Raw genomic sequence first — 26,568 nt, forward strand, 5'->3', positions numbered from 1 at the left:
GTTCTGAGCTGCTCGCACCCGCCGAGCCAGGGGCGCGGACGCCGCCACGCGGCACCGCCCTCACCCCGTGACGCTCGAGATCGCCTGACGGAACGCGTCCTCCAGGAGAGGCCCGGCGATAGCCCACAGGGCGACGACGAGGCCCGCCGTCATGAGGGTGACGAGCACCCAGCCGGGCACGTCCCCGCGCTCAGGGTCGTGGACGGCGGGCAGCGCCGTGTCGTGCTCCGTCGAGGCGGGGGTGTCGCGAAGTTCGGTCATGGGGGTTCCTTTCCTGGGCTGCATCGGTCACAGACCGATGCGGAGCGTGGCGAACGAGGGGAAGACGGCGAAGACGACGGTCACGGGGAGGATGAGGAAGACGACCGGGACGAGCATCGCGACCTCCTTCTTGCCACCCGCCTCCATGAGAGCGCGGCGCCCCGCCTCCCGGACGTCCTGCGCCTGTGCGCGCAGCACCTCCGCGAGCGGTGTGCCGCGCTCGAGGGCGACGGCGACCCCCTCCGCGAAGCGGGTCAGCGAGGGCAGGCCGGTGCGGTCGGCCATGTCGACCAGCGCCGTCGCGATGGGGGCACCGGCACGCACCGCCGCGAGCATGTGCCCGATCTCCACCGAGAGCTCGCCGCGCGCGGTCGTGGCGACCCGTTCCAGCGCCGACACCGGCGCCTCCCCAGCGGTCACGGCGAGGGCGAGGAGCTCGGCGACAGTCGGGAACTCCGCCGCCATGCGTTCCTCGCGCTGCGTGATCTGGCGGCTGAGCGCCTGGTCGCAGGCCACGAACCCGCACGCCCCGCTGATCACGACCAGCAGGAGCAGCGGCAGCACAGCGAACCCGCGCGTCGCCCCGATGAGGAGGGCGAGCGCGAGGCCGGCCGTGAGACCCGCGACCGTCCACACCACCTGGCGTGCACGGAACTGGTCGACGGTCTCCGACGACCCGGCCCGGTCCAGCCGCCGCCGCACCTCGGCCCGCGGCGAGCCCAGACGCTCGAACCAGTGGGCCACGTCCGCAGCCCACGGTGCCAAGAGCCGCTCCACCACGGGGAACGGTGAGCGGACAGGCATCTCGCGCAGCAGCCCGCTGGTCGAGTCCCGCGGTCGCAGGGCAGGGGCGAGCCGCTCCACCAACGTCATGCGGCGCGCCCGCACACCGACGACGACCAGCAGCACGCCCAGACCGCCCACCAGTCCCAGCAGCGCCCCGAGAGGCGAGAACCACTCGCTCATCGCAGCACCCGGCCTTCCTCGGGCAGCCGGCCGATCTGGATCATGATCTGGTAGGCCACCACCGAGCACGCCGCTCCTCCGGCCAGCACGGCCACGCCCGCGGCGGAGTCGTACGCGCGCGCCGTCTCCGGCCGGGTCGCGAGGAACGCCAGCACGAGCCACGGCCCGGCAGCCGCCAGCCGGGCCCCGTTGACGGTCCAGGACTGCCTGGCCTCCAGCTCGCCGCGGGTGCGTGCGTCCTCGCGCAGGAACGTCGACAGGGTGCGCAGCAGGCGCCCCAGGTCGGTACCGCCCACCTCCCGCGTGAGCCGCAGCGCCTCGATGATCCGGTCCGCCACCGGGTCGGCCAGCCGTGCCTTGAGCAGGTCGAGGCACTCGGAGAAGCGGCCCGTGGCCCGGTAGTCGGCGGCGAACCGCGTGAACGGCTCCCGCAGCTCCGCCGGCCCCCGCTCGCCCAGCTGGCTCACCGCCTCGGGGAGGGAGAGCCCGGCGCGGACGCCGGAAGCCAGATGGTCCACCACCTCCGGCCACACGTCCCGCAGGTCCCGCCGCCGCTTGCGCGCCCGAGCGCGGACGAGGGCGGACGGCGCGGCAGCGGCCATGACGGTGAAGCACACGGCGATGGCGGGTGACCGGGTGGTGGCCAGCACGGCCAGGAAGACGACGGACGCGACCGCGGCGCTCGCGCCGTAGAGCGCACCAGGTGTCACACCGCTCGCCCCCGCCTGGACCAGTAGGTCCTGCGTGCGGGCACGGCGTGCGGCGACGCGTGTCGATCTCGCCGGCGGCTCCCAGAAGGACCACCAGACGCAGAAGAGCCCCAGCCCCAGCACCAGCCCGACGAGCACGCCCATGTCAGCCCGCCACCTCCGCCGTCGACGACGCGAGCAGCGCACGCACGTCCACACCGACCCGGGCGAACCGCTCCTCGCCCGTGGGGAAACCGTCACCCCGCACCAGCTGCCCGCCCTGCGAGGCCGGCAGGCGGTGGAACAGACCCGCCGTCTCGACCCTGCCCTCCTCGACCCGGCCGGTGACGGCCACGATCTCCCGGACCTGCCGCTCGCCGTCAGGCGTCACCCCCAGGTGCACGACGACGTCGATCGCCGAGGCCACCGTCGGCACCACGAAGTGGTGCGTGACGTTCTCGCCCGCCAGCAGCGGCAGGGTGCACATCTTGTTGATGGCCTCCCGGGCGCTGTTCGCGTGCAGCGTGCACGTCCCCGGGATCCCCGCGTTCAGCGCCACGAGCATGTCGAAGCTCTCCGCCTCGCGGACCTCGCCGATGACGATGCGGTCGGGCCGCATCCGCAGGGCCTCCTTCACCAGGCGGCGCAACGGGATCTCGCCGGTGCCCTCGAGGCTCGGCTGGCGGCACTGCATCGCCACCAGGTCGCGGACGTCGAGCCGCAGCTCGAACACCTCCTCGCACGTGATGACGCGCTGACCCGACGGGATCGAGCCCGACAACGCGTTGAGCATCGTCGTCTTGCCGCTCTGCGTCGCCCCGGCCACGAGGATGTTCAGGCCGGCGCGCACGGCCGCGTCCAGGAACGCCGCCGCGTGCGGCGTGAGCGAGCCCAGCCGGACGAGGTGCTCCAGCCGGGTCGCGCGCACCACGTGCTTGCGGATGTTGACCGCCATGTGCTCGCGGGTGACGTCGGGGATGACCACGTGGAGCCGGGAACCGTCGGGCAGCGCCGCGTCGACGAACGGCGAGCTGAGGTCCAGGCGCCGCCCGCTGGCCTTGAGCATGCGCTCCACCAGGTCGCGCACCTGCTGGGTGGTCAGGAGGGTCGTCGTCAGCTCGGACACCCCGCCGCGTGCCACGAACACCTGGGCGGGTGAGTTGACCCAGATCTCCTCGACGGACGGGTCGTCCAGGTACTGCTGCAGCGGGCCCAGCCCCGCCAGGGCGTCGACGATGACGCGCGCGGTGGCGTCGGCGTCGTGCAGCGGCGGCACGAGCCCGCGCGCGCTGCGCTCGACGTAGTCGCCCACGGCCTCGGCCACGAGGCTGGCGAGCTCGGGGCGCTCGCGGACCGGGTCGATCCCGCGGCGGCGCACGAGCTCGCGGACCTCGCGCTCGAGGAGCGTCGCCCCTGCGTCCTGGCTCGCGACAGTCATGCGTTTCCTCTGGTCGGTGCTTCGGTGCGCGACCGTCCCAGCCGCTGCAGCGCCGCCTGCTGCGGAGCCAAGCCCAGAGGGTAGGGGAACTGGGTGACCTCCGGGAACGGCCTGTGGAGAACCTCCGGAGGAGGTGGCCGGCCTCTGTTCGCACCCACCCTGGACGGGTGGCCCGGGCTCGCTCTCGGATTGCGACCCGCGCTGGCCGCGGGTCACCTGTACCGGTGACCACCGACCCCAGGAACGTCCCAGGCGCGACCACGGACCGAACGCCCGGCGTCCTGCACCACCAGGCGTCCGCCCGGCCGCTCGCCGTCGTCACCGGCGCGTCCAGCGGCATCGGCCTGGAGCTGGCGCGCGAGCTCGTCGCCCGCGGGTTCGACGTCGTCGCCACCGCCGAGGACGACGTCGCCGCCGCGACCCGCGACCTCGCCCCTCCCCGCGACCTCGCCCGTCCCCGCGACCTCGCCGAGGCGGGGGCGTGGGTGCAGCCCGTGCAGGCGGACCTGCGCACCACGGCGGGGCTGCGGGCGCTGGAGGAGGCGGTGCTCGCCGTCGGGCGCCCGGTCGAGGTGCTGGCGCTCAACGCCGGCGTCGGCAACTCCGGGGCGTTCGTGGACACGCCGCTGGAGAAGGACCTCGACGTCGTCGCGGTCAACGTCACCGCCCTGGTGCACCTGGCCAAGCGGCTGGTACCGCCCATGGCGGAGCGCGGGCGGGGGAGGGTGCTGGTCACGTCGTCCGTGGCAGCCCTGATGCCCGGGCCCTACTACGCCACCTATGCGGCCTCCAAGGCCTTCGCCCTCTCGTTCGCCGAGGCGCTGCGCCACGAGCTGCGCCGTACCGGTGTCACCGTCACCGCCCTGCTGCCCGGCCCCACCGCCACCGACTACTTCGCGGGCGGCCCCCAGACCACCACGCCGATGGGCCGGGGCCCCAAGGACAGCCCCGCCAAGGTGGCGAGGGACGCCTGCGACGCCCTGTTCGCCGGCAAGGACAAGGTGGTGGTGCGCTCGGTCAAGGCCCGCACGATGGCCCTGCTGGGCTCGGTGCTGCCGCTGCGTGCGCGCACCGCCGTCCACGCCCTCGCCGCCCGGCCGTCGCGCGCCGGGCGCGAGGCGAGCCGCCGCCACGATCGGTAACGTCACGGCCATGAGCGACGCCAACACCCCCGGCCCGGACCCCACGGCAGGCACCTCCGAGAAGCCGGACCGGCTGCCCGTGGACCTCGCGCAGATGTTCGACCTCGCCCGGGCGGGCGCCGACCTGCTGCTGGAGTTCGTCGACGCGGGCGTGGACCCCAACCTCACCAACGAGCAGGGCGACAGCCTCCTCATGCTCGCCGCCTACCACGGGCACGCCGAGCTGGTCCGCGGGCTCGCGGCCCGCGGCGCCGACGTCGACGCCCTCAACCTGCGCGGCCAGTCGCCGCTCGCCGGCGCCGTCTTCAAGGCCAACGACACCGTGATCGAGGCGCTCGTGGAGCTCGGCGCCGACCCCGACGTCGGGGTGCCCACCGCCCGCCAGACGGCGCAGCAGTTCGGGCGCACCCTGCCCGAGCGGCCCGTCGCCTGACCCGCCCCTCCGGCGGCGCCGCACCGCACCCGGCGCCGCCGGACGCCCGACCCGCTCGGCGCGGGTAACCTTGAACCTCGTGGCATCCATCGACTTCCCCGCAGAGATCAAGGCGCTCCGCGCCACCCTCGAGTCCATCGAGGGTGTGAGCGACCCCGAGGTGCTGCGCCGGAAGGTCGCCGAGCTCTCCGAGCAGGCCTCGGCCCCCGACCTGTGGGACGACCCCGAGGCTGCCCAGAAGGTCACCTCCGCGCTCTCGGCCACGCAGGCCGAGCTGAACCGCGTCAAGGACCTCGGCCAGCGCATCGACGACGTCGAGACCCTGGTCGAGATGGGCCAGGAGATGGAGGACGAGGCGACGCTGGAGGAGGCCGAGGCCGAGGTCGCCGCCATCCGCAAGGACCTCGACGCGCTCGAGATCCGCACGCTCCTCGCCGGCGAGTACGACGCCCGCGAGGCCGTCGTCACCATCCGCGCCGGCGCCGGCGGCGTCGACGCCGCAGACTTCGCCGAGATGCTCATGCGCATGTACCTGCGCTGGGCCGAGCGGCACGGCTACCCCACGCGGGTCATGGACACCTCGTACGCCGAGGAGGCCGGCCTCAAGTCCGCCACGTTCGAGGTCAACGCGCCCTACGCGTTCGGCAACCTGTCGGTCGAGGCCGGCACCCACCGCCTCGTGCGGATCTCGCCGTTCGACAACCAGGGCCGCCGCCAGACGTCGTTCGCGGCGGTCGAGGTGATCCCGCTCATCGAGCAGACCGACTCCATCGAGATCCCCGAGTCGGAGATCAAGGTGGACGTGTTCCGCTCCTCGGGCCCGGGCGGGCAGTCGGTCAACACGACCGACTCCGCCGTGCGCATGACGCACATCCCCACGGGCATCGTCGTGTCGATGCAGAACGAGAAGTCGCAGATCCAGAACCGCGCCGCCGCCCTGCGCGTGCTCCAGTCGCGCCTGCTGCTGGTGCGCCAGCAGGAGGAGGCGGCCAAGAAGAAGGAGCTCGCCGGCGACATCAAGGCGAGCTGGGGCGACCAGATGCGCTCCTACGTGCTGCAGCCGTACCAGATGGTCAAGGACCTGCGCACGGAGCACGAGTCGGGCAACCCGGCCGCGGTGTTCGACGGCGCGATCGACGACTTCATCGAGGCGGGCATCCGCTGGCGCCGCTCGGCGCAGACCGCCGACGCCTGAGCCACGAGCGCGACGCGAGGTGGCCCCAGCACGGGGTGACCGCGGACCACGGAGGGACCGGGCGCAGCCGCGCCGGGTCCCTCCGCCGTCTCTCCGGCCCCGGGTGCCGGGACGGTCGGGGGAGCGGTGGTGCCCGTCGTCAACGCCGCGCAGCGGGTGACGTTGCCCCGGGCGACGCGGTGATCCGCGGCACGCCGCGTGTCACTGCCCCGGCGCGGGCGGCGTGCGTGCGACTCTCGTTGACCGGGACCGCCGGTCGTCGTCGGTCCCGCAGCACTGTCCCCGAGCACGGGAGCCCGCGCCGTGATCCGATTCGAGAACGTGACGAAGGTCTACGCCAGGGGGGCGAGGCCTGCGCTCGATGAGGCGAGCGTGGACATCGCCCGTGGCGAGTTCGTCTTCCTCGTCGGCGCCTCCGGCTCCGGCAAGTCGACCTTCCTGCGCCTGGCCCTGCGCGAGGAGCGTCCCACCCGCGGCAAGGTCTACGTGGCCGGCCGCGACCTCTCGCGCCTGTCCTACTGGAAGGTGCCGTCGCTGCGCCGCAACATCGGCATGGTCTTCCAGGACTTCCGCCTGCTGCCCGGCAAGACGGTCTACGAGAACGTCGCGTTCGCGCTCCAGGTGATCGGCCGGCCCCGTCACGTCATCAAGACGACCGTGCCCGAGGTGCTGGAGATGGTGGGCCTCGACGGCAAGGAGAAGCGCCGCCCGCACGAGCTGTCCGGTGGTGAGCAGCAGCGCGTGGCGATCGCCCGCGCGTTCGTCAACCGGCCGCCGATCCTGCTGTGCGACGAGCCCACCGGAAACCTGGACCCCACCACGTCGCTGGGCATCATGCGCCTGCTGGAGCGGATCAACCGCACCGGCACCACCGTCATCATGGCCACCCACGACGACGAGATCGTCAACGAGATGCGCAAGCGCGTCGTCGAGCTGTCCGCGGGGCACGTGGTGCGCGACGAGGCCGCCGGCGTGTACGGCGAGCGGGAGCGGATCCTGCCCGACGTCGCGGCCACGCCGGTGCTCGACGCCCCGGTGAAGGTGGCCCGCTCGGCCGAGCCGCGCATCGAGATCACGCCCGAGGTGGGAGACATCGAGGCCGAGCGGGCTGCGGAGGCTGCCGCCGCCCGGGCCGCGCAGGAGGCGGCCGCCGGCGCTCCGGTGCCGACCGCCAGCGCTCCGCTGCCCGCTGTCAGCGCCCCGACGGCGCCCGCCAGCCCCGCCGCTCCGACGCGCCGGCGTCGCCAGGGCGCCCTCAGCCGTGCCGAGCGGCGCATCAGCCTCGGCACCGTGACCGCTCCGGGCCAGCCGACGCCGTCGGCCCCCGTCCCCGCCGTGCCCGCGACCCCGATGCGGCCGCAGTGGGCCGCCACGCACACCGGGACGCTGCCGCAGGTGGCGCCCGTGCACGAGCGGCAGACGGTCCAGCAGCCGCTCCAGCAGACGGTCCAGCAGGTCGTGCCGCAGCCCGCCGCGGAGCCCACGCCTGAGCCGCCGACCCCGGCAGAGCCCGTCACCTATGGCCGCCCGGCGCCCTACGGCGCCGGTCGCCGCACCGACCCCGCGGGCCGCCCGCCGTCGGACGCCGACGACGTCGTGCAGCAGGTGCTGCGCGAGAACGCGGTCCGCGCGGGCCGGGAGGGCTGAGCGGTGCGTCTCCAGTTCGTCCTCACCGAGGTGGCGCACGGTCTGCGCCGCAACCTCTCGATGGTCGTCTCCGTCGTGCTCGTCACCTTCGTCTCCCTCGGGTTCGTGGGCTCCGCGGCCCTGATCCAGAAGCAGGTCGACAAGCTCAAGGGCGACTGGTACGACCTCGTCGAGGTCTCCGTCTTCCTGTGCCCCACCGGCTCGACCGCCGCCACGTGCGCGGCGGGGGAGGCCACGCCCGAGCAGATCGACACGATCGAGAACGTCATCTCCACCGAGCTCGGCTCCGAGGTGGCACACACCTACTTCGAGTCCAAGGGCGACGCGTTCGCCGCGTTCCAGGAGCGCTACCCCGACGGGTACCAGGGCACGCAGCTCACCGAGGACGACATGCAGGCGTCGTTCCGGCTCAAGCTGGCCGACCCCGAGAGCTTCGAGGTGGTCTCCGACGTCCTGTCCGGCCGTGACGGTGTCGAGGTGGTCGAGGACCAGCGGGCGGTCTTCCAGCCGCTGTTCCTCGCCCTGAACCGCGCCTCGCTCATCGCGGCGGGCCTGGCCGTCGTCATGCTGCTGACGGCCGGCCTGCTCATCACGACGACGATCCGCCTCTCGGCGGTGTCCCGGAAGCGCGAGACCGGCATCATGCGGCTGGTCGGTGCCTCCAACCTGTTCGTCCAGCTGCCGTTCATCCTGGAGGGGGCCATCGCCGCCGTCGTGGGCTCGTTGCTCGCCGTCGGTGGCCTGTGGCTGGGAGTGCGGTACCTGGTGACCGACTGGCTCGAGAAGTCCGTGGACTGGGTGGCCTACATCGGCACCACCGACGTCCTGCAGGTCGCCCCCCTCCTGGTCGGCATCGCCGTCGCGCTCGCGGTGGTGTCGTCCGTGGTGACGCTCAACCGCTACACGAGGGTGTGACATGAGAACGACCAGGATCCTCCGGGCCGCGATGGCCGGGGTGCTCGCCGCGACCCTGGGGCTCGGGGTGGCGGCCACGGCCGTCGCGGACGACATCGACGACCGGCGTGCTGCGGCCGAGGCGCAGGCGCGGGCCAAGAAGGCCGAGCGCGAGGAGCTGCAGAACGACCTGGAGCACTCCAACGCGAAGCTCAGCCAGGCCGTGCTCGCACTCAACGAGGTGGAGGGCAGGCTGCCGCTCGCGGAGGCGGAGCTGGCCGCCGCGCAGGCGAAGCTCGAGAAGGCGCGCCGCGAGGCGGAGATCCTCGCCCAGCGCCTGCAGGACGCGCAGGACGAGGAGGCGTCCGTCACCGCGCAGATCCAGGCGGGCGCCGGCCAGGTCGACGCGGCCCGCGCCGACATCGTGCAGATGGCGCGGGAGGCCGCGCGCGGCAAGGGCGAGGTCTCCGCCCTCGGCCTGGTGACCGGTGCGCAGAGCACCGAGGAGTTCCTGCAGAGCTACGCCGTCACGTCCTCCGCCGCCCGCAGCCAGGCGCGCACGCTCACCGAGCTGCAGGACGCCGAGGCCGTCGCGCGCAACCAGCAGGCCCGTCTGGAGGCGATCCGGCAGACCATCGGGCAGCTGAAGAAGGCGGCCGACGACAACGTGGTGGTCGCCCGCAGCGCCCAGCAGCAGGCCCAGCAGCGCAAGTCCGAGGTCGAGGGGCTCATCGCCCAGCAGCGCCGGCTCAAGGCCGAGGTCGAGGCCGAGCGCGCGACAGCCCTGCAGGAGATCGAGCAGAACAAGAAGGAGCAGGCTGCCGTCGAGGCGGACATCAAGCAGCTCATCCAGCAGCAGAAGCAGCGCGACGCCGAGATCGCGGCGCGGCGTGCGCAGGAGGCGGCGGCGGCCGCCGCCGCCCGGGAGCAGGCCAACGCGGGCAGCGGGTCGGGCGGAGGGTCGGGCAGCACCTCCGGTGGCGGGTCCGGCGGTGGCGGAGGCGGCTCCGCCGGCGGGGGCGGCGGGGGCGGCGGGGGCTCCAGCTCCAGGAGCTTCCTCGGATGGCCCACTGACTCCCGCGTGGTGACGAGCCACTACGGGATGCGCCTGAGCCCCACGTACGGCGTGTGGATGCTGCACGCGGGCTCGGACTTCCGCGCCGGCTACGGGGCGCCCATCTACGCCGCGCAGGACGGCGAGGTCGACGCCTCCTACTGCGCCGACGGTCCCGGGTGCAACGTGCGCATCAACCACGGCAGCTACAACGGCCAGAACGTGCGCACCCGCTACCTGCACCTGGCGAACAACGGCCGCGCCCAGGTGGGCCAGTGGGTGCGCAAGGGGCAGATCATCGGGTACTCCGGCGGCACCGGCCGCATCACCGGACCGCACCTGCACTTCGAGGTGTACGTCAACGGCTCCTCCACCAACCCGGTGGCCTGGCTGCCGTGACGCGTGCGGCGACGACCGCGCCGCGGCGGACCCGCCGGGACTAACCGGGCCCGGCCGCCCGCGCCGCGGGGACCAGGAATTCCCTGGCTCCCCGCGGCGCTGCGCGTATCCTGGGACGTCGCGCTCCGCCGTCGTGCCTCGTAGCACCGGCAGGAGCGTGCGACGAGGAAGGAGCACACCGTGGCCAAGGCGCCCAAGCAGGTACCGCAGGCTCAGCCGAAGCAGAAGCCGAAGGCCCCGCAGGGACCGGCGCGCCAGATCGTGGCGAACAACAAGAAGGCGCGCCACGACTACGTGATCGAGGACGTCTACGAGGCGGGCATCGTGCTCTCCGGCACCGAGGTCAAGGCCCTGCGCATGGGCCGGGCGTCGCTCGTGGACGGGTTCGTGCTGGTGGACCGTGGCGAGGCGTGGCTCGAGGGCGTGCACATCCCCGAGTACTTCCAGGGCACCTGGAACAACCACGCGCCGCGGCGCAAGCGCAAGCTGCTGCTGCACAAGGACGAGATCCTGCGCCTGCAGTCCAAGGCTCAGGAGAAGGGCCACACCGTGGTGCCGCTGTCGCTGTACTTCCTCGACGGGCGGGCCAAGGTGGAGATCGCCCTCGCCCGAGGCAAGAAGGAGTACGACAAGCGGCAGACGCTGCGCGAGAAGCAGGACATGCGCGAGGCGCAGCGTGCCATGCGGCACAAGGAGATGCTGGGCTGAGCCGGGGCTGCGGCGGAATACGCTCGCACCACGTCCGGTTGACCCACTACGATGGGACTCCCGGGGCACGCCCCGGGACCTGGCCTCGGTCAGGGCAAGATTGACAACTGCACATGGGGCTGATCGGTTTCGACGGTGGTCGTGCCTCGAGGAGAAGCGGGCCGAGGATGCAGGCTCATCTCGTAAACGCATTGCCTGCGAACCAATAGTTGCCGATAAGTCGCGCAACGACTTCGCCCTCGCCGCCTGAGCGAGCCTCGAAGTCCGTGAGCCCGGGATCGCTCTCGACCCGGTAGCTCGCGTCATCTAGAGAGCCACTGCTCCTAGCCCACGTCGTCGGGGCTAGGGGGACTCTTAGACGACTGGGCCCGTCTACGAATGTGTCTGCGCAAGCGTAGGGGCCGAGAAAATCCACAGCAGACTGCGCCCGGAGAAGTCCTCGACAAGCGTCACCGGACCAGGGTTCGATTCCCTGCAGCTCCACCACCGACAGTTGTCGTACGAAGGCCGCACCCCTCGGGGTGCGGCCTTCGTGCTGTTCGCCCTCCTGCTGTTCGCGCCGCGGTGTCCTGGGCCGCCCGTGCGGACGGCGGAACCTTCCGCCCCGGGCCGGGGCCGCACGGGCCGGCTCGCGCCCTACGCTCGGCGACATGGACGCCCTGACCCAGCCTTCCGGCGCCGGCCGATCGCCAGCACGGCGCCGCCGGCCCGCGCTCGTGGCTCTCGTCGCGGCGCTCGCCGTGCTCGTCCCGGCGACCGTGGCAGCCGCCGTGCTGGTGCCCGCGCACCTGGAGCGGCAGCGCGTCGAGCGGCTCACGGCGCTCGCCGCTGCCGACGCCCGGCTGCTCACGGACGCCCTGGAGGAGGCCCGCGCAGCCGTCGCCGCACGGCAGGACGCGCAGTCCGCCGCACGCGACCTGCTCGACGACGTGGCGCTGCCGTTCACCGAGGCGGCGATGGAGGTCGCCGACGAGGAGACGGCAGGGCGCCTGAGCGCAGGGGTCGAGGCGCTGGCGGCCGTGCTGACGTCCGAGGAGCAGCCGCTCCCGTCCCTCGCGCCGGACCTCGACGAGAAGCCGCTCGCCGACGTCCTGGCCGCCCGGTACGTCGGCACGGGCGACGACGCCGCGCTGGCCGAGGCGGAGCGGGTGCGTGACGCCGAGGTGGCTCGGCTGGCAGCGGTGGCGGCGGAGGCTCGCGCGCAGGAGACCGAGGTCCACGCTGCTGCGCGCGGTTACGTGGGGCTGCTGGCCGCGGTCGCGCCGGCCGTCGTCGAGCCGGCACGCGCCACGCCGCACCAGCACGAGCGCGCGGGGGAGGAGCCCCGCGCGCGCCTGGCGGCGGCGGCCGCGGCCGTCGAGGAGCTGGGCGCGCTCGTGCCCTCGGACGCCGCGACCGCCCCCGAGGTGCGTGGCGCGGCGCTCGGGCTCGACCCTGGCGCCGCCGACCGCGTGCGTGAGCTGGGGGCCGCCGCGGAGGCGGTGCGGGCCTCTCACGCCGAGGTCGTCGCCGCCGAGGAGGCCGCTGCCCGCCAGGCCGCGGCACGTCGTGCGGCCGCCGGGTCCTCCGGCGGCGGGTCCTCCAGCACCGGTGCGTCCTCGGGCGGGAGCGGGGCGTCGGACGGCGGCGCGGGCTGCCGCATGATCCCCGTGGCGTCCTGGAGCGGCGTCACGATGACCTTCGTGTGCCACTGACGGTGGCCCCGGCGGTGGCCGGGGCACCGCTCGCGCACGCCGCGGCGCGCGGTCACCATGGTGGCGTCGGCGCGGGGGCCCTCAGCCCCGGTAGCGTCGCCCTCTCCGAGAGCTGACACCCCGAGAGGCGCCCTGTGAACCGACCCCGACCCGCGCGCGACGAGCTCGTGCGCCCCGCCGTGACGCCGGGCGACGCCCACCCGGCCGCCGAGGGGGCCACGGACCCGCGGGTGGGCGCCCGGTTGACCGTCGCGGTGCTGGTGGCGGTGGGCAGCGGTGCGCTCATCTCGCTGCAGGGCCGACTCAACGGCGACCTCGCCACGGCGGGGACGGGGCCGGTGCTCGCCACGTGGTTCTCGTACGTGGGCACGCTCCTGGCAGCCGTGCTGCTCGTGGTGGCCCGACGGCGTGTGGCGGTCACCGTCAGCCTGCTGCGCGGCGCGGCCGCCTGGTGGTGGTTCGCGGTGGGGTTGTGCAGCGTCCCGTTGGTGGTGGCGATGTCCGCGGGCATCCCGCTGGTGGGCGTGGCGGTGGCGTCCGTGTGCACGGTCGCAGGGCAGACGATCGCGGGCCTGGCCCTGGACGCGCGCGGCGTCGCCGTGCCGGCCCCGATCCGGTTGTCGCCGCGGCGGCTCCTGGCGGGCGCGCTGGCGCTGGCGGGCCTGGGGTTCGCGGTGCTGGGCGGCGCGTCGGCGTCGGGTGCGGGCTGGCCGGTGGTGGTCGCGGTGGCGGCGTTGTTCCTGAGCGGTGCGCTGCTGTGCGTCCAGCAGGTGGGCAACGGACGGGTGACGCACCTGACGGGCGACCCGGTGCTGGCCACGCTGACGTCGGTCACCGGCGGCCTGGTGGGCATCTCGGCGGTGTGCGCCGTGCTGGTGCCGTTCGGGCTGCTCGACGGCGTACGTCTGCCGTCGCAGTGGTGGCTGTACCTGGGCGGCCCGCTGGGCACCCTGATCACGATCGCGGCGGCGTACGCGGTGCGCCACCTGGGCACGTTCGTGCTGACCATCACCGTGGTCAGCGGGCAGATGGTGATGGCCCTGGGCCTGGACGTGCTGGGCGTGGTGCCCGTGCGATGGCCGACGCTGGTGGCCACGACGGCGGTGGCGGTCGCCGCGCTCCTGGTGGTGCAGCGGCCGAGGCGGGCGGGCGCCCGGAGGGCGGCCCGCCGGTAGTGCCGGCCGTCTGCCGACGAGGCCGGACCAGCGGGCACGCGACCACGGTGCCAGGGGAGCTGTGGCCTCCACCACATCGCTAGGGTGGCCGCGTGGCTGCTCCGCCGACCGACCCGAACCTCGGACTCGTCCCTGCTCCCGCGACGGCGAGCGGGGGAGAGGGCTCCGTGGTGGTGCCCGACGGGACCCCGCTTGTCTGCGCGCCCGAGCTCGCGCCGGCGGCGCGCTGGTGGCGGCGAGTGATCGACGAGGCGTTCGCCGTCACGCTCCTCCCGGTGCAGGCACCCGCTCAGGCACCGGTCCGGCCACCGGCTCAGGCGCCGGCTCGGCTCCCGGCGGGCGGTACCGCCGTCGTCCTCGACCTGGACCCGGCGCTGCCGGTGGGCGGCTACCGGCTCGAGACCGGCGGGCGCACCGCCCTCGTGCACGCCGCGTGCGCCGACCTCGCCGGGGCGCACGCCGCCGCCCAGACGCTGCGCCAGCTCGCCGGCCCGCAGGCGTTCCGCCGGGCGGCGTCCGGAGCGCCGCTGGTGCTGCCCGTGGGCACGGTGCAGGACGCACCGAGGTTCCCCTGGCGCGGTGTGCTGCTCGACGTCGCCCGCCACTTCCTGCCCAAGGCGGACGTGCTGCGCTTCGTGGACCTGGCCGCCGCCCACCACCTCAACGTCCTGCAGCTGCACCTGACGGACGACCAGGGCTGGCGCGTCGAGATCGAGCGGTACCCCCGGCTGACCGAGGTCGGCGGCTGGCGGCGCGAGTCCACCGTCGGCACGTGGCGCACCGGCACGCCGGACGGGCAGCCGCACGGCGGCTGGTACACCAAGTCCGACCTGCGCGAGATCGTCGCCTACGCCCGCGAGCGCGGGGTCACCGTGGTGCCCGAGATCGACGTGCCCGGCCACGTCGAGGCAGCCGTCGCCGCCTACCCCGAGCTGGGCACGCGCAAGGTGCCGCACGAGGTACGGACCACGTGGGGCGTCAGCACGGACGTGCTCGACCCGTCCCCGGAGGCGCTCGCGTTCTTCCGCGACGTGCTCGACGAGGTCTGCGAGGTGTTCGACGCGCCCTGGGTGGCCCTCGGTGGCGACGAGGTGCCCACGACGCTCTGGCGCGCCAGCCCCCAGGTCGTCGCGCGGGCCGCTCGGCTCGGCCTCGTGGACGATGCGGGTGAGCCGGACGTCGCCCGCCTGCACGGCTGGTTCCTGGCGCGCCTCGCCGCGCACCTGCGCGCCCACGGGCGGCGTGCGGTCGTGTGGGACGAGGCCTTCGGGCCGGACCTTCCCGCCGACGCCGTGGTCACCTGCTGGCGCGGGTGGGCGGTCGGGGCACGGGCGCTCGCGGCCGGGCACGACGTGGTGATGGCGCCGGAGCAGTCCGTCTACCTCGACCACCGCCAGTCCGACCACCCCGGCGAACCCGTGCCCGTGGGGTTCGTGCGCACCCTCGAGGACGTGCACGGCTTCGAGCCGTTCCCCGCGGGGATGGACGTGCCGGACGGGCCCGGGCGGCTGCTCGGGGTGCAGGCGCAGGTGTGGACCGAGCACCTCGACTCCGCCCGCCGGGTGGACTACGCCACCTTCCCGCGACTCGCCGCGTTCGCCGAGGCGGCCTGGACCAGCACCCTGCCGGGGCGGCGCGGTCCCTGTACGCCCGCCACCACGGCGTTCGTCGAGCGGCTCCGGCGCGACCACCTGCCACGCCTGGACGCCGCCGGCGTGGAGCACCGCCCGCTCGACGGGCCCCGGCCCTGGCAGACCCGCCCGGGGGTGGCCGGCCACCCGCGCGACCTCGACGCCGAGCTCGCCGCGGGCGGCTGGGAGGGCGTCGGGGGCTGGGTCGAGGAGCCCGCACCGGCCGGAGCCCCTGACGACGGGAAGGACGGCGCATGACGGACCTCGTGGTGCGCGGCGCCCTGCTCCCGCAGCCCGACCGCGGCCTGAGCGCCCCGCACGACCTGCACCTGGCCGGCGGCCGGGTCTCCGCCGTCGTGCCCTCCGGCAGGCCCGCGCCGCCGGGCGTCCGGGTGCTGGACGCGGGCGGACGCGTCGCCGTGCCGGGGTTCGTGGACGCCCACGTGCACGGCGCCGCCGCCGTGCTCGACCCGGACGTGCAGCTGGCGATGCTGCGCCAGGGCGTCACCAGCATCGTCGTCGGGCAGGACGGCGTGGGTTTCGCCCCGTCGGACGAGCGCACCTGCGCCTGGGCGGCGCAATACTTCGCCGGGATCGACGGCGTCCACCCGACCTTCCGCGGCGGCAGCGTCGCCGAGCTGCTGGCCACGTACGACGGCACGACGGCGGTCAACGTGGCCACGCTCGTCCCGCACGGCACCGTGCGCCTCCTCGTCATGGGAGCCGCCCAGCGGCCCGCGACGGCCGACGAGACCGGCCGCATGGCCGCGATCGTGGGGCAGGCGCTCGACGACGGCGCCGTCGGCCTCTCCACCGGGCTCGAGTACGTCCCCGCCGCCTGGGCCGACGAGGCCGAGCTCGTGGCCCTCGCCCGGGTGGTGGCGGAGCGCGGGCTGCCGCACGTCTCCCACATGCGCGGCTACGAGGCCGCCGCCCCCACGGCCTTCGCCGAGCTGGTGCGCATCGCCCGCGCCACGGGCGTGGCCACGCACGTCTCCCACCTTCACGGTCCCTCCGACGCGCTGGGCGCGATGGTCGAGGATGCCGGCCTGGCCGGTCTCGACGTCACCTTCGACTCCTACCCCTACCTGCGGGGCTGCTCGATCCTCGCCATGGTGGCCCTGCCCACCTGGCTCCCGCTCGCCGACCCGGACGCGACCCTCGCGGCGCTCACCGGCCCCGCCACGGCCGACCGCCTGCACGCGCACCTGGCCACGCTCGACGACCTGTGGCCCCGCACCACGCTCGCCTGGGTGCCGGGCACAGACCCGGTGACGGGGGAGGCGCTGCGCTGGGCGGAGGGGCTCACGGTGCCGCAGGTGGCCGAGGGCCTCGGTGTGCGGCCTGCCGACGCGGCGCTGCGCCTGCTGGTCGCCTCCCGGCTGCGCGCCTCGTGCGTGTTCGCGCAGCCGCCCACCAACAGCGCCGAGTCGGTGCGCGTGCTGGCCGACCACCCGGCGCAGGTCGCCGGGTCCGACGCGATCTACGCGCCGTTCGGCCTCGCGGCCGAGGCGGGCGGCGAGGTGGGGGGCGGCGGGTTCCCGCACCCGCGCGGCTGGGGCGCCTTCGCCCGGTTGCTGGCGGGCCGGGTGCTGGGGCGCGCCACCGACCTGCACGACGGCGCCGGGGCCGACCTGCTCGGCCTGCCCGGCCCGCAGGAGGAGGCGGTCCCACGGTGGAGCTGGGCCGACGCCGTCGAGCACATGTCTGCCCGTGCGGCGCGCCGGTTCCGGCTGGCGGGGCACGGCTCGCTCGCGCCCGGGGCCGCGGGCGACGTCGTGCTCGTCGACCCGCAGGCCGTGCAGGACCAGGCCACGTACGCCGACCCGCGCCGGCCGGCGTCGGGCATCGACGACGTCGTGGTGGCGGGGGTGCCCGTGCTCGCCCGCGGCCGGCTCACCGGGGCGACACCGGGACGGCCGCTGCGGCCGGCGCCCGTGGGCGTCCCGCGGGCGCCGGGACGCCAGTAGGGTCGCTCGCGTGACCCGGATCGACGACCCCGCGTACTCCTGGCCCCTCCTGACGCTCGACGACGACGCGCTGGAGCACAACCTCGCCACCGTGGCGGCCGCCGTCGCCGCGGCGGGTGCCGAGCACGCTCCGCACGTGAAGACGGCGATGTCCCGCGACCTGTTCGCCCGGCAGCTGGCTGCCGGCGCGTGGGGCGGCACCGTGGCGACGCCGGCGCAGCTGCGCACGCTGGTGCGCTGGGGGCTGCCCCGGGAGCGGGACGGCGTGCGGGCGCTGCTGGCGAACGAGCTCGTGGACCCGCGGGAGCTGGCGTGGCTGCGTGAGGTCCTCGACGCCGGTGCGGCCGCCGAGGTGTGGCTCTACGTCGACTCGGCGCGCGGCGTCGAGCTGCTCGCCCGCGCCTTCGCGGGCGCGTCGGCGGCGACGACGGCGCGCCTGGGCGTGCTGGTCGAGCTCGGCGTGCCCGGCGGGCGGACGGGGGTGCGCGGTGTCGAGGCCGCCGTCGCGCTGGGTCGCGCCGTCCACGACGCCGGTCTGCGGCTCGTCGGCGTGGCCGGCTACGAGGGACCCGTGGCCGCCGGCACGAGCGAGGCGGAGCTCGCCGCCGTCGGCGCGTGGTGCGCCGGGCTGCGCGAGGCGGCGGCGGGGGTGGCCGGCCTGGTCGAGGGGCCCGTCGTGCTCAGCGCGGGCGGCAGCGCGTTCGCCGACGTGGTGCTGCGCGAGCTCGTCGCGCCGGCAGGCGCCGCGACCCGGGTGGTGCTGCGGTCCGGCGCCTACGTCACGCACGACCACGGCCACTACGCGCGCACCGACCCGTGGACGCGGCTGGGCGCGGCCCCGCTGCGCCCGGCCATCACCGTGTGGGGCCAGGTGCTCTCGGTGCCCGAGCCGGGCCTCGTCGTGTGCGGCGTCGGACGGCGCGACGTCTCGTACGACATCGACCTGCCCACGCCGCTCGCCGTCCGGCCCGTGGGGGAGGACGGACGCCTCGGCACCCCGCGGGAGCTCGCGGGCGCGCGGGTCACCGCCCTCAACGACCAGCACGCCTACCTCGCCGTGACGGAAGACCAGGGGATCGAGCCCGGGGACGTCGTCGCCTTCGGCGTCTCGCACCCGTGCACCACGCTCGACCGGTGGCGCACCGCAGTCGTCACGCGCGGCGACGCCGTCGTCGCGCACTACCCGCTCGACCTCCGGGAGGACCTCGCATGACCGTCAAGACCGCACTGTCCACCACCGGCGCGCCGGCGCCCGCGCACACCTTCCACCAGGGGGTGCGCAAGGGGCCGTTCGTCCAGGTGAGCGGTCAGGGCCCGCAGGACCCGGCCACGGGCGAGTACCTGTACCCGGGGGACGTGGCCGCCCAGACGACGCGCACGCTGGAGAACGTCCGTGCGATCGTCGAGGCCTCGGGCGCGACGTTCGACGACGTGGTGATGCTGCGGGTGTACCTGACGAAGCGCGAGGACTTCGCGGCGATGAACGAGGCCTACGGCGCCTTCGTGGCGGCGCACTCCCCGTCGGGCGTGCTGCCCAGCCGCACCACGGTGTTCGTGGGGCTGCCGCGCGAGGAGATGCTCGTGGAGATCGACGCCCTGGCTGTCGTGGACTGACACCGCCCGCCCCCGTGCCCGCCCGTGCCCTCGCTCTCGCCGTCAGCCTCAGGGGGCGGTGGGGGCGGGGGCCGAGCCGCTGCGACGGGCACGGACCTCGAGGAGGGCGCGCCACCCCAGGCGGCCGACGGCCAGGAGCACCCCTGCCGCCGCGGCCCACGGCAGCAGCGTGCCCACCACCACGAGCGCCCAGCGGCCGGCGACCACCAGCGCCTCCCAGCCTGCGCTGAGCCCGCCCAGGAACCCGGGCGGGGGAGGCGCGGTCGCGGCCAGCGCGCTCGCGTCCGCGGTGATCCAGACCTCGAGCGTGGACATCGCGACCTGCTCGCTGAGCGACGCCCGCCGGGAGCGCAGCGCGTCGAGCTCGGCCTGGCGGTCGGAGAGCTCCTTCTCGACGCGCAGCAGGTCGGCGGTGTCGGCGGCCTGGACCATGAGCTCCCGCAGCCGGTCGGTGGACGTGGTGAGGGCGGCGACGCGGGCGTCGAGGTCGCGTCCGGTGGCGGTGACGTCCTCCCTGGTGACGGAGACGTCGGCGACCTCACCGAGATCGGCCAGGGCGTCGACGGTGCGGCTCACATGATCGGCCGGCAGGCGCAGCACGAGCGTGGCGCTGGGTGCGGTGGAGGGGGATCCGCGCCGTTCCTCGCGGCTCTCGACGTGCCCTCCGGCCTCCTCGGTGAGCACGGAGAGCCGCTGGGCGGCGGCGGCCGGGTCGGCGGAGACGACGGAGGCGGTGCCGCGGGTGATCACCTCGCGGGCGGTCTCCTCGGCGGTGCCGTGGACGGCGCCCTCGGGGCCCGTGCCCTCGGCGGCCTCGGGAGCAGCGGCGCCGGTGGCCGGGGTCTCAGCGGTGTCGGCGGTGCCGGCGGCTGCGGCGTCGGGCGCTCCGGCAGAGGCGTGGTGCTGGACCACCGCGCCGCCCGGGGCGACGTGGTCGCCGGCGAGGCTCTCGGCGGCACCGTGCGGCGGGGCGCCGCAGGCGGCGGTGACGGTGACGAGGGAGACGGCCAGGAGCAGGGCTGCCGAGGCCCGGGCAGCGGCCTCGCGGGGGCGGGCTGCCGCCCGGGTGCTGCCGGTCGGAGCGGTGCGGGGGGTGCTCATGCCCTGTCTGTGTCGTGGGCGGGAGAGGCTTGCGACGGCCGTGTTTCGAGGCGGTCACGATTCGGCATCGGCGTCGACAGGGTATGGACCGACCTTGGTTAAGCCGCTTTACTAACAAACATGTCCGCGACGACCGGTACCGGCGCCACCCGGCGAGCACTCGGGTTCGGCCTGCGTGCCACCGCCAAGGTGCTCCCCGAGCACACCCGCGCCCACAACCGCGCGATGGTGCTCCAGCACCTGTTCCACGCAGGCCCCACCTCGCGCGCCGACCTCGCCCGCGCCACCTCCCTCACTCGCGTCACCATCTCCGACCTCGTGAGCGTGCTCATCGCGGAAGGGCTCGTGGAAGAGCTGGGCGTGCAGCGCGGGGGAGGGGTCGGCAAGCCGGCGATGCTCGTCGGGATGCGCACCCACGCGTTCCAGATCGTGGCCGTCGACCTGTCGGACGACACCGTGATGCGCGGTGCCGTGCTCACCCTGACCGGCGAGGCCGTGGAGCGCCGCTGCCTGGAGGTGGACGACCGCACCGGCGACGAGCTCGTCGACCTGGTGGAGGAGTTCACGCGCGGGCTCCTCGACGCCGCGACCCAGCCGGTCGTCGGCGTCGGCATCGGGTCGCCCGGTGTCATCGACGTCGACGGGCGCGTGCTCGAGGCCCCCAACCGCCGCTGGACCGACCTGCCGCTCGCCGCGCTCCTGTCGGAGCGCCTCGACCTGCCCGTCCACGTCGCCAACGACGCCGACGTCGCAGCCCTGGGGGAGTACACCTTCGGCGGCGCCGAAGGCTCCATGCTGCTGGTCGCCGTCGGCCAGGGCGTCGGTGCCGGCGTCATGGTCGACGGCGCGCGCGTCCACGGCGTGCGTCACGCGGCCGGCGAGCTCGGCCACGTCACCGTCGCCGACGACGGTCTGCCGTGCGCCTGCGGACGCCGCGGCTGCCTCGAGACCCTGCTCTCCGCCCCGGCCCTGCGCCGTGCCGTCGCCGGCCTCGACACCGAGGCGGCCGACGTGGCGCTCGCCGCCGTGGGCCGCACGCTCGGAGTCACGCTCGCCCCCGTGGTCTCCGCCCTGAACCTCGGCGAGGTGCTGCTCAGCGGCCCTGCCGACCTGCTCGACGGCGCCCTGCGCGAGGCGGCCGAGGCCGCCGTCGTCGAGCGCACCATGCCCGCCGTCCACACCGGCCTGCGTGTGCGGATGGCGACCCTCGACGAGGACGTGGTGCTCTCGGGCGCCGCCGTGCTCGTCCTCGCCGCCCAGCTGGGGATCTCGTGACCCCGCCGGCCCGGCATCGTCCCTGACCCACGAACGACCTCACCGACGACGACGTCACCACCCCGCCTGCGACGACGCAGGGAGCACCGCACGGTGCAGCGCCACCCGGCCGGCGGCACGCCGCCGGCACCAGCGAGAGGAACTACCCCAGTGAAGAGGAACCGTCTCGTCGCCACCACCGTGGCCACGACCACCACCCTGGCGCTCGGCCTGAGCGCCTGCGCGTCCGGCAGCACCGGCACCGGCACCGACGGCACGTCCGAGGGCGGCGCCGGCGACATCCGCGTCTGGCTCGTCGGCTCCGACACGCCCGACGAGGCCCGCGAGTACCTCAAGACGACCTTCGAGGCCGAGAACCCTGGCTCCACGCTCACGATCGAGGAGCAGTCCTGGGGCGGGCTCGTGGACAAGTACACGACCGCGCTGTCGGGCTCCGACAGCCCCGACCTCATCGAGATCGGCAACACGCAGGCCGCGGCGTTCACCTCTGCCGGTGCCTTCGAGGACCTCACGGACCGGTACGAGGAGCTCGGCGGCGACGACCTGCTGCCCAGCTTCGTGGAGGACGGCACCTACGACGGCAAGTTCTACGCCGCGCCGTACTACTCGGGCGCCCGCGTGGTCGTGTACTCCAAGGAAGTCGTCGGTGACACGCCGGTGCCCACCACCTGGGACGAGTACGTGGCCACCGTCAAGGCCGCCACGACCGACACCGTCTCCGGCCTCTGGACGCCGGGCAAGGACTGGCGCAACGGCATGACGTTCGTGTGGGCCAACGGCGGGCAGATCGCCACGCAGGCCTCCGACGGCACCTGGGAGGGCGGCTTCTCCACCCCCGAGGGCATCAAGGGCCTCGAGCAGCTCCAGGACGTGATGCTCACCGCCAACCGCGCGCCCGCCGACTCCGACGAGCAGGAGCCGCAGGTGCCGTTCTGCGCCGGCCAGGTCGCCTACCTCGCCGCCCCGGCGTGGGTGTCGGGATCGATCGGCGCGGACGAGGACGCCGAGGTGCCGGGCTGCGGCTCGGGCATCGGCTCGCCGGAGAACCTGTCGGCCTTCGCTGCGCCCGGCAAGACCGCGGGTGAGGCGGCCCCCGTCCTCGCGGGCGGCTCCAACATCGCGATCCCCATGCGCTCGGCGAACAAGGAGCTGGCCTACGAGGCGCTGAAGATCATGCTCTCGGACGAGTACCAGGGGCTCCTGGCCGAGGCCGGCCTCGTCCCCGCGAAGGTCTCGCAGGCAGACCTCATGCCGGACGGCGTGTTCGCGCAGGCCTCCGCGGCTGCTGCCGCCGAGGCGATCAGCACGCCGGCCTCCCCGAAGTGGGCCGACGTCGAGGCCTCGGGCGTGCTCGAGGACTCGTTCGTGAGGCTCGCCCAGGGCGGTGACGTCACCGAGATCGCCGCAGCGCTCGACGCGGCGATCGAGAGGACGCTCAACGGCTGACGGCCGGGGCGCGGCGGGCGTGGACGACCGTGGCCGCCCGCCGCGCCCCCGCGCCGCGCCCTCGGCGCAGGCGACCTCCTGACGACCCTCGACACCGGAAGCCTCCGATGACCTCCTCCACCACCGTCGCGCCCCCGGGCACCGGGCTGGACGCGCCGCCCCGCCGACGACGCCGCCGCGGGTCGCCCTTCCCGTATGTGCTGCTCGCGCCGTCCCTGGCGGTGCTGCTCGTGCTGGTCGGCTACCCGCTCGTCAACCTCATCATCACGTCGTTCCAGCACTACGGCCGCGAGCAGGCGTTCGGCCAGCCCCCCACGTGGGCAGGCCTCGAGAACTACACGACCGTGCTCACCAGCGAGACCTTCTACCGGGTCCTCGGCCGCAGCTTCGCGTTCATGGTCGTGGCCGTCGTGACGACGTTCGTGCTCGGCACCCTGCTGGCGCTGCTGATGATGCGGCTCGGCAAGGCGATGCGCATGCTCGTGTCGATCGGGCTGCTGCTCGCGTGGGCCATGCCCGCCCTGACGTCCGTCATCGTCTGGGGCTGGATGTTCGACACCCAGTTCGGCGTGGTCAACCACGTGCTCACCCTCATCACCGGGCAGCAGTGGGCTGGGCACTCGTGGCTGATCGATCCGCTCAGCTTCTTCGGCGTGCTGCTCCTGATCATCGTGTGGCAGGGCGCGCCGTTCATCGCCTTCACGATGTACGCCGGGCTGACCCAGGTGCCGCACGAGGTGCTCGAGGCGGCCCAGCTCGACGGCGCGGGCGCGGCCCAGCGCTTCTTCCGCATCCAGGTGCCGTACGTGCGCACCATCATCACGGTGCTGATCGTGCTCTCGATCATCTGGGACCTGCGCCTGTTCGCCCAGGTGTACGCCCTGCAGGGCATCGGCGGCATCGTCGAGGAGACGTCCACGCTCGGCGTGTGGATCTACCAGGTCGGCACCGCGTCGGGGAACTACGGGATGTCCGCGGCCGCCGCCGTCGTCATGGTCGTCATCATGCTCGTCATCTCCTCCGCCTACGTCCGCCAGACCCTGAAGGAGGAGGACTGATGGCCACCGCCACGACCACCCCGTCCCTGCCGACGACGGCGGCTGCCCGTCCGCTGCCTGCGGGCGCCGCACGCTCCCCTCGCAAGAAGCGGTCCGCGAACGTGGTGTTCGCCGTGCTCGGCGTGATCGTCTTCGTCTGCTCGGCGTTCCCCGTGTACTGGATGGTGTCGAGCTCGTTCCTGCCCACCAACAAGGTCCGCGCCGCGACGCCGACCTTCTTCCCCGGGCCGGACGACTTCACGCTGCGCAACTACGAGACGGCGATCTTCGGGCAGAACCGCGCACCGTTCCTGCCCGCCCTCGAGACCTCCCTCAAGGTCACGTTCATCTCGCTCCTGGTGGCTCTCGTCATCGCCTTCCTCGCGTCGGTGGCGCTCGGCCGGTTCCGCTTCCGCGGGCGGCGCGCCTTCATCGTCTCGATCCTGATCGTGCAGATGATCCCTGGCGAGGCGATGCTGCTGACGTACTTCCGCATGATCGACTCGTGGCAGATGCTGAACACGATCATCGGGCTCACGATCCTCTACATCGCGAGCGTGCTGCCCTTCACGGTGTGGACGCTGCGGGGGTTCGTCGCCGCCGTGCCCATGGAGCTGGAGGAGGCCGCCATGATCGACGGGTGCTCGCGCACCGGTGCGTTCTGGCGGGTCACGTTCCCGCTGCTGGCGCCCGGCCTGGTGTCCACCGGCGTCTTCGCGTTCATCCAGGCGTGGAACGAGTTCGTCCTGGCTCTGGTCATCATGTCCCGGCCGGAGTCGATGACCCTGCCCGTGTGGCTGCGGACCTTCCAGCAGGCCACGAAGGCCACCGACTGGGGCGCTCTCATGGCGGGGTCCACGCTCGTGGCCATCCCCGTGGTGATCTTCTTCCTCATCGTGCAGGGCCGGATGACCGGTGGGCTCGTCGCCGGGGCGGTGAAGGGCTGAGGTGAACCTCCCTCGTGCCACCGTCGGGCTGGACATCGGCGGTACCAAGACGCTGGCGGCGCTGCTGGCCCCGGACGGCCTCGTCGTCGCTCAGGCCCGCATCGCCACCACCCGGGGTGCGGACGGCGTGGTCGACGGCGCCGTCCGCGCCGTGCAGGGGGTGCTGCGTCAGGCGGGGCAGGATGCCGCGGCCCTGGGCGGGGTGGGGGTGGGCGTGCCCGGCATCGTGGACCCCGCCACGGGGACGGTGCGCCACGCCGTCAACCTCGGCGTCGACGGCGTCCCCCTGCCGCTGGCCCGCCGGCTGGCCGACGAGCTCGGCGTGGGCGCCGTCGTCGAGAACGACCTCAACGTGGCCGCCGTCGGCGCCGCCCACCTGCTGCCCGAGCCGGACGGCCGGTCCGACGACCTGGCGTTCCTCGCCCTCGGCACCGGCCTCGCGGCAGGCCTCGTGCTCGACGGCGCGCTGCGCCGCGGCTCGACCGGCGCCGCCGGCGAGATCGGGCACGTCCCCGTGCACCCGGACGGGCCGGTGTGCGCCTGCGGGCAGCGCGGCTGCCTGGAGCTGTACGCCTCGGGCAGCGCCGTCGAGGCGCTCTGGCCGCCCGGCACCCACGGGCGCTCGCCGGACGTCCCGGCCCCGGTGGCCCTCTTCGAGGCCGCCACGGCGGGGGACCCGGCGGCGACGGCCGCCGTGCAGCGGTACGCCGACGCCGTGGCCGCAGCGGTGCGCATGCTGGTGCTGAGCGTCGACGTGCGTCACGTCGTGCTGGGCGGGGGAGTGGCCCAGCTCGGCGAGCCGCTCCTGGAGGCGGTGCATGCCGCGCTCGTCCGGCAGGAGGCGGCCTCCGCGTTCGTCGCCTCCCTGGCGCTGCCCGGACGGGTCCGGCTCGCGCCCGGGCACGTGCCCGTCGGCGCGGTGGGCGCCGCCGTCCTGGCCCGCGCGATCCCCGCCCGCCCGGCCGCCGTCCGGCCAGCCGAGACCGCCTGAGAACGGAGACGAGATGGAAGTCGTGATCGCCACGCCCCAGGAGCTGGCCGTGCTGGCCGCCGACGCGGTCGAGGCGCTGCTGCGCCGCAAGCCCGACGCCGTGCTCGGCCTGGCGACCGGGTCGAGCCCGCTGCGGGTCTACGACGAGCTGGCGCGGCGGCACGCCGAGACCGGGCTGTCGTTCGCCCAGGCCCGCGGGTTCATGCTCGACGAGTACGTGGGGCTGGCTGCCGACCACCCCGAGCGGTACCGCAACGTGATCGAGAAGGAGATCGTCTCCCGGGTGGGCTGGGCGCCCGAGCGGGTGCAGGGGCCCGACGGGCTCGCCGAGGACCTCGCCCAGGCGTGCGCCGCCTACGAGGAGTCGATCGCGGCCGCGGGCGGCGTGGACCTGCAGATCCTCGGCATCGGCACCGACGGGCACATCGGGTTCAACGAGCCGGGCTCCTCGCTCGCCTCGCGGACCCGGATCAAGACGCTGACCCGCCAGACGCGGGAGGACAACGCCCGGTTCTTCGGCGGCGAGGTCGACCAGGTGCCGCGTCACTGCCTCACCCAGGGGCTGGGCACGATCATGGAGGCGCGCCACCTGGTGCTGCTGGCCACGGGCAAGGGCAAGGCGGAGGCGGTGCACCAGCTCGTCGAGGGTCCCGTCTCGGCGATGTGGCCCGCCACGATCATGCAGATGCACCCGCACGCCACGGTGCTGCTGGACGAGGCCGCGGCCTCGCGTCTCCAGCTGGCCGGGTACTACCGCCAGACGTACGCCTCCAAGCCGCAGTGGCAGGGGCTGTGACCTTCCCCGGGCAGGCCTCGCGGGCACCGGAGGCCTGCCCCGGTGTCGGTCCCTGCGACGTAGAC

23 protein-coding genes, 1 other RNA gene and 1 pseudogene are annotated in these 26,568 nt (G+C 74.5%); 20 read left to right on the forward strand and 5 right to left on the reverse strand.

The annotated features are described in order from the left end of the window. Positions 1-60: 60 nt before the first annotated feature. Genes DNL40_RS01750 through DNL40_RS01765 form a run of 4 tightly spaced genes read right to left on the reverse strand, consistent with a single transcriptional unit; the run spans position 61 to position 3,354 of the window. A complete protein-coding gene (locus tag DNL40_RS01750; protein ID WP_111249495.1) occupies positions 61-261 on the reverse strand; it encodes a hypothetical protein in 201 nt (66 codons plus the stop codon). Between the two features lie 27 nt (positions 262-288). Beyond that, positions 289-1,227, reverse strand: coding sequence for a type II secretion system F family protein (locus DNL40_RS01755; protein WP_111249496.1), 939 nt, complete (start codon positions 1,225-1,227; stop codon positions 289-291). Further along, positions 1,224-2,081 (reverse strand): type II secretion system F family protein, encoded by an 858-nt coding sequence (locus tag DNL40_RS01760; protein WP_111249497.1) that lies wholly within the window; start codon positions 2,079-2,081, stop codon positions 1,224-1,226. Before DNL40_RS01760 ends, DNL40_RS01755 begins: the two co-directional genes overlap by 4 nt. Position 2,082: 1 nt before the next feature. After that, positions 2,083-3,354, reverse strand: a complete 1,272-nt coding sequence (locus DNL40_RS01765) for a TadA family conjugal transfer-associated ATPase (protein WP_111249498.1) — start codon at positions 3,352-3,354, stop codon at positions 2,083-2,085. Positions 3,355-3,578: 224 nt separating this feature from the next. On the opposite strand from DNL40_RS01765, the gene DNL40_RS01770 reads away from it, so the two are divergent. The 14 genes and pseudogenes from DNL40_RS01770 to DNL40_RS01840 all read left to right on the forward strand — a co-directional run bounded on the left by DNL40_RS01770 (position 3,579) and on the right by DNL40_RS01840 (position 18,910). Beyond that, complete coding sequence (locus DNL40_RS01770; RefSeq protein WP_245885577.1) at positions 3,579-4,496, forward strand: SDR family NAD(P)-dependent oxidoreductase; 918 nt, start codon at positions 3,579-3,581, stop codon at positions 4,494-4,496. Positions 4,497-4,506: 10 nt separating this feature from the next. Continuing rightward, on the forward strand, positions 4,507-4,929 hold the full coding sequence (locus tag DNL40_RS01775; protein ID WP_111249499.1) for an ankyrin repeat domain-containing protein: 423 nt from the start codon (positions 4,507-4,509) through the stop codon (positions 4,927-4,929). Positions 4,930-5,008: 79 nt separating this feature from the next. Then, complete coding sequence (gene prfB, locus DNL40_RS01780; protein WP_111249500.1) at positions 5,009-6,124, forward strand: peptide chain release factor 2; 1,116 nt, start codon at positions 5,009-5,011, stop codon at positions 6,122-6,124. 303 nt (positions 6,125-6,427) lie between these two features. Beyond that, positions 6,428-7,105 (forward strand): annotated as a pseudogene (ftsE, locus tag DNL40_RS01785) (cell division ATP-binding protein FtsE); the annotation flags it as partial. Positions 7,106-7,774: 669 nt separating this feature from the next. Next, positions 7,775-8,686: a permease-like cell division protein FtsX gene (ftsX, locus tag DNL40_RS01795; protein WP_111249501.1), complete on the forward strand. Its 912-nt coding sequence runs from the start codon at positions 7,775-7,777 to the stop codon at positions 8,684-8,686. 1 nt (position 8,687) lies between these two features. Next, positions 8,688-10,118 (forward strand): M23 family metallopeptidase, encoded by a 1,431-nt coding sequence (locus DNL40_RS01800; protein ID WP_111249502.1) that lies wholly within the window; start codon positions 8,688-8,690, stop codon positions 10,116-10,118. A 180-nt stretch (positions 10,119-10,298) separates the two neighbouring features. Beyond that, on the forward strand, positions 10,299-10,826 hold the full coding sequence (gene smpB / locus DNL40_RS01805) for an SsrA-binding protein SmpB (protein WP_111249503.1): 528 nt from the start codon (positions 10,299-10,301) through the stop codon (positions 10,824-10,826). A 115-nt stretch (positions 10,827-10,941) separates the two neighbouring features. Further along, positions 10,942-11,312, forward strand: a transfer-messenger RNA (tmRNA) gene (ssrA, locus tag DNL40_RS01810). A 164-nt stretch (positions 11,313-11,476) separates the two neighbouring features. Further along, entirely contained in the window at positions 11,477-12,520 is a 1,044-nt protein-coding gene (locus DNL40_RS01815) for a hypothetical protein (protein ID WP_146251992.1), read from the forward strand. 134 nt (positions 12,521-12,654) lie between these two features. After that, positions 12,655-13,695: a DMT family transporter gene (locus DNL40_RS16870; protein WP_111249505.1), complete on the forward strand. Its 1,041-nt coding sequence runs from the start codon at positions 12,655-12,657 to the stop codon at positions 13,693-13,695. A 92-nt stretch (positions 13,696-13,787) separates the two neighbouring features. Continuing rightward, on the forward strand, positions 13,788-15,584 hold the full coding sequence (locus DNL40_RS01825) for a beta-N-acetylhexosaminidase (RefSeq protein WP_111249506.1): 1,797 nt from the start codon (positions 13,788-13,790) through the stop codon (positions 15,582-15,584). Then, on the forward strand, positions 15,581-17,296 hold the full coding sequence (locus tag DNL40_RS01830; RefSeq protein ID WP_111249507.1) for an N-acyl-D-amino-acid deacylase family protein: 1,716 nt from the start codon (positions 15,581-15,583) through the stop codon (positions 17,294-17,296). Before DNL40_RS01825 ends, DNL40_RS01830 begins: the two co-directional genes overlap by 4 nt. 10 nt (positions 17,297-17,306) lie before the next feature. After that, positions 17,307-18,509 (forward strand): alanine racemase, encoded by a 1,203-nt coding sequence (locus DNL40_RS01835; protein ID WP_111249508.1) that lies wholly within the window; start codon positions 17,307-17,309, stop codon positions 18,507-18,509. Further along, positions 18,506-18,910: a RidA family protein gene (locus tag DNL40_RS01840; protein WP_111249509.1), complete on the forward strand. Its 405-nt coding sequence runs from the start codon at positions 18,506-18,508 to the stop codon at positions 18,908-18,910. The genes DNL40_RS01835 and DNL40_RS01840 overlap by 4 nt, the downstream gene beginning before the upstream one ends. Positions 18,911-18,958: 48 nt before the next feature. Here DNL40_RS01840 and DNL40_RS01845 read toward each other — a convergent pair whose 3' ends face one another. Further along, positions 18,959-20,011, reverse strand: coding sequence for a DUF4349 domain-containing protein (locus DNL40_RS01845; protein ID WP_111249510.1), 1,053 nt, complete (start codon positions 20,009-20,011; stop codon positions 18,959-18,961). A 120-nt stretch (positions 20,012-20,131) separates the two neighbouring features. Between DNL40_RS01845 and DNL40_RS01850 the strand changes: the two genes are divergently transcribed. The 6 genes from DNL40_RS01850 (at position 20,132) to nagB (ending at position 26,503) form a co-directional block, all read left to right on the forward strand. Then, positions 20,132-21,286: an ROK family transcriptional regulator gene (locus DNL40_RS01850; RefSeq protein ID WP_111249511.1), complete on the forward strand. Its 1,155-nt coding sequence runs from the start codon at positions 20,132-20,134 to the stop codon at positions 21,284-21,286. A gap of 150 nt (positions 21,287-21,436) precedes the next feature. Further along, positions 21,437-22,732, forward strand: a complete 1,296-nt coding sequence (locus DNL40_RS01855; protein ID WP_111249512.1) for an extracellular solute-binding protein — start codon at positions 21,437-21,439, stop codon at positions 22,730-22,732. 107 nt (positions 22,733-22,839) lie between these two features. Next, positions 22,840-23,790, forward strand: a complete 951-nt coding sequence (locus DNL40_RS01860) for a carbohydrate ABC transporter permease (RefSeq protein WP_111249513.1) — start codon at positions 22,840-22,842, stop codon at positions 23,788-23,790. Beyond that, positions 23,790-24,716: a carbohydrate ABC transporter permease gene (locus DNL40_RS01865; RefSeq protein WP_111249514.1), complete on the forward strand. Its 927-nt coding sequence runs from the start codon at positions 23,790-23,792 to the stop codon at positions 24,714-24,716. Before DNL40_RS01860 ends, DNL40_RS01865 begins: the two co-directional genes overlap by 1 nt. 1 nt (position 24,717) lies before the next feature. After that, complete coding sequence (locus DNL40_RS01870; RefSeq protein ID WP_111249515.1) at positions 24,718-25,707, forward strand: ROK family protein; 990 nt, start codon at positions 24,718-24,720, stop codon at positions 25,705-25,707. Between the two features lie 13 nt (positions 25,708-25,720). Next, on the forward strand, positions 25,721-26,503 hold the full coding sequence (nagB, locus tag DNL40_RS01875) for a glucosamine-6-phosphate deaminase (RefSeq protein ID WP_111249516.1): 783 nt from the start codon (positions 25,721-25,723) through the stop codon (positions 26,501-26,503). The last annotated feature ends 65 nt before the right edge of the window (positions 26,504-26,568 follow it).

Source organism: Xylanimonas oleitrophica (genome assembly GCF_003244315.1).
In the GTDB taxonomy this organism is placed as follows: domain Bacteria; phylum Actinomycetota; class Actinomycetes; order Actinomycetales; family Cellulomonadaceae; genus Xylanimonas_A; species Xylanimonas_A oleitrophica.